Source organism: Mesorhizobium sp. M2A.F.Ca.ET.039.01.1.1 (assembly GCF_003998035.1).
Taxonomy (GTDB): Bacteria; Pseudomonadota; Alphaproteobacteria; order Rhizobiales; family Rhizobiaceae; genus Mesorhizobium.
Map to the genome: position 1 here is coordinate 1 of NZ_RZRY01000919.1, position 2,090 is coordinate 2,090.

General features: G+C 62.7%; 2 protein-coding genes and 1 pseudogene. 2 read left to right on the forward strand and 1 reads right to left on the reverse strand.

What is annotated here, in order from left to right:
- Positions 1–287 precede the first annotated feature (287 nt).
- Positions 288–512, forward strand: a complete 225-nt coding sequence (locus tag EOA24_RS35550) for a hypothetical protein (RefSeq protein WP_126080260.1) — start codon at positions 288–290, stop codon at positions 510–512.
- Positions 513–524: 12 nt separating this feature from the next.
- Here the strand turns inward: EOA24_RS35550 and EOA24_RS35555 are convergent.
- A pseudogene (locus tag EOA24_RS35555) lies at positions 525–740 on the reverse strand (GNAT family N-acetyltransferase); the annotation flags it as partial.
- Positions 741–898: 158 nt separating this feature from the next.
- On the opposite strand from EOA24_RS35555, the gene EOA24_RS35560 reads away from it, so the two are divergent.
- Entirely contained in the window at positions 899–1,936 is a 1,038-nt protein-coding gene (locus EOA24_RS35560; protein WP_126080259.1) for a phosphatidylglycerol lysyltransferase domain-containing protein, read from the forward strand.
- The last annotated feature ends 154 nt before the right edge of the window (positions 1,937–2,090 follow it).

Here is a 2,090-nt window from a genome sequence, read left to right on the forward strand (position 1 = left end):
CGTCGACCCGCTGGCCGGACTTCAAGCCGGACATGCCGGTGCGGCCGTCGGTCGTTGCGATCACGAAGCAGGGCGGCGGCAAGATCGCGGTGTGAGGACACTATCTCTCTGTTTTTATGCAATTCCGGACGGAAAACCGCTCACACTTTTCCTGGAATTGCTCTAAGCACCCGACATGGCGGGGGCTCGGCAGGGCCCGAGCCCCCTGTTTTGGTTGAAGTCGATCAAGCCTCAGGAAAGATTGATCTTTTATAGGTGGCGCCCTAGCTCCTCGCCAGGAGATCGCCATGCCGAAGTCCATTTATGACCGTGGCCTGCTGAAACCCGCCCAGGTCGCCACCTTGCAACGCGTCTTCGATGAAGCCTGCCGAAGTCGCGAGGCGCATCCCGAATCGGACGAGGCGCGGGAGATCGCGCTGACTGTGCTCGCGCTCTACAATGCCGGCATGGTCGATGAAGAGATGTTGATGGAGACGGTTTGCTTCCGTCGGCCGAAGTCGAAAACCGCCTGATCCAGACAGCCGCTATCTCGCCCGCTGAACCACCGCGATGTTCATCGCGCTGCGCAGCCGGAAGCCGATCGACTCGTAGAGCTTTATCGCCGCTGCATTGTTGGCAAAGGCGTGCAGATATGGCACCTCGCCACGCGCCATGATGCGGTTGGCCACAAACAGCGACAACAGCCTGGCGAGGCCGCCGCCGCGAAAATCCGGATGCGAGCACACGCCGCTGAGTTCCGTGTTTCGCGCGGCCGACCGCCGATGCCGAAGGCTTCTGACCTTTGCCCTTCATTCGCCGTCAATTGCATCCTATATCGCTGTCGCGGCGTAGCCGGCAGCGGTCGCCAGCGATTCGCGACCTGCGGGGGCAGGTCATCACTTCTTGGCACGCGGAGCTCATGGCGCCCCTGCGCATCTATTTTGATCGGCTTCTCGATGCCGTGGCACCCAAGGTTCCGCGGCGCGAATTGAGCGATGAGGAGCGCCTGGGGCTGGTGCGCCGCCACGGCGATTTCTCGCTCGCCTATTCCACGGCCGTGCAGAAGAAGCTGTCCTATTTCAGCGAGGGCGACGGCTACATCGCCTTCGGCACCAAGATGAGCCGTCATTTCGCACTGGGCGATCCGGTGGCCGACCCAGCCGACCGCCCGGCCTATATCAAGCGCTTCGTCGAGGCGGCCGGCGGCCCCTGGTTCGTGCAGATCGGCGCCGACACGGCCAAGGTGCTCGCCGGTCTCGGCTACCAGGTCAACCGGTTCGGCATCGACACCAGGCTGCTTTTGCCGGCGCATGATTTTTCCGGCAAGCGCAACGAGACGGTGCGCTATTCCGAGCGCTGGCTGGCGAAGAAGGGTTTTCTCCTCGCCGAGGGCACGGGCGACATGCTGCAGGAAGAGATCAAGCAGCTTTCCGCCGACTGGCGCAAAAAGCGCATCATCAAGCGCTGGGAGATGGGTTTCCTCAACCGCCGCTTCTCCGAGGAGCTCGGTGCCGGCATGCGCCGCTTCCTCCTGCACAGCCCCGAAGGCCGGCTTCTCGCCATCCTGGATTTCGACCCGCTGTTTCGCGACGGCAAGGTGATCGGCTACACCACCGCCTTCAAGCGCAAGCAGACCGACGCGACGCCGCATGCCGAGGTCGGACTGACCAAATTCGCCGTCGACCGCTTTCGCGAGGAAGGTATCTCGCAGGTGACGCTCGGCCTCTCGCCGCTGCTCGACATCGAGCCCAGCGGCTTCGCCGAATCGGATTTCTGGCGCAACGCCTTCCAGCGCGCCTACAAGTCGCCCTGGGTCAACCGCTCGCGCTTCAACCTGCAGGGCCAGGCGGCCTTCAAGCGCCGCTTCCACGGTGTCGAGGAACCGACCTATATCGCCTTCCGCAAAGGAACCTTCGTCGAGATGCTGGGGCTGCTGCGCCTGACCAAGGCGATTTAGATAGGCGCCCCTTCCTCGCCCCCGCCAAACTGTACAGACTGGGGAGATGGTGGACAGGCGTTCGGAGACATCGTGGACACTTCCCGATCCTTGGATCGGGAGGGATGGAATGCCGTTTTACGAGGTGTCCATGATGGATCAGAAGCGAGAGTTC

What these genes read in the sequence shown, in the direction of transcription:
- EOA24_RS35560 (WP_126080259.1), top strand. Translation starts at nt 899, where the DNA reads ATGGCGCCCCTGCGCATCTATTTTGATCGGCTTCTCGATGCCGTGGCA.
- EOA24_RS35550 (WP_126080260.1), top strand. Translation starts at nt 288, where the DNA reads ATGCCGAAGTCCATTTATGACCGTGGCCTGCTGAAACCCGCCCAGGTC.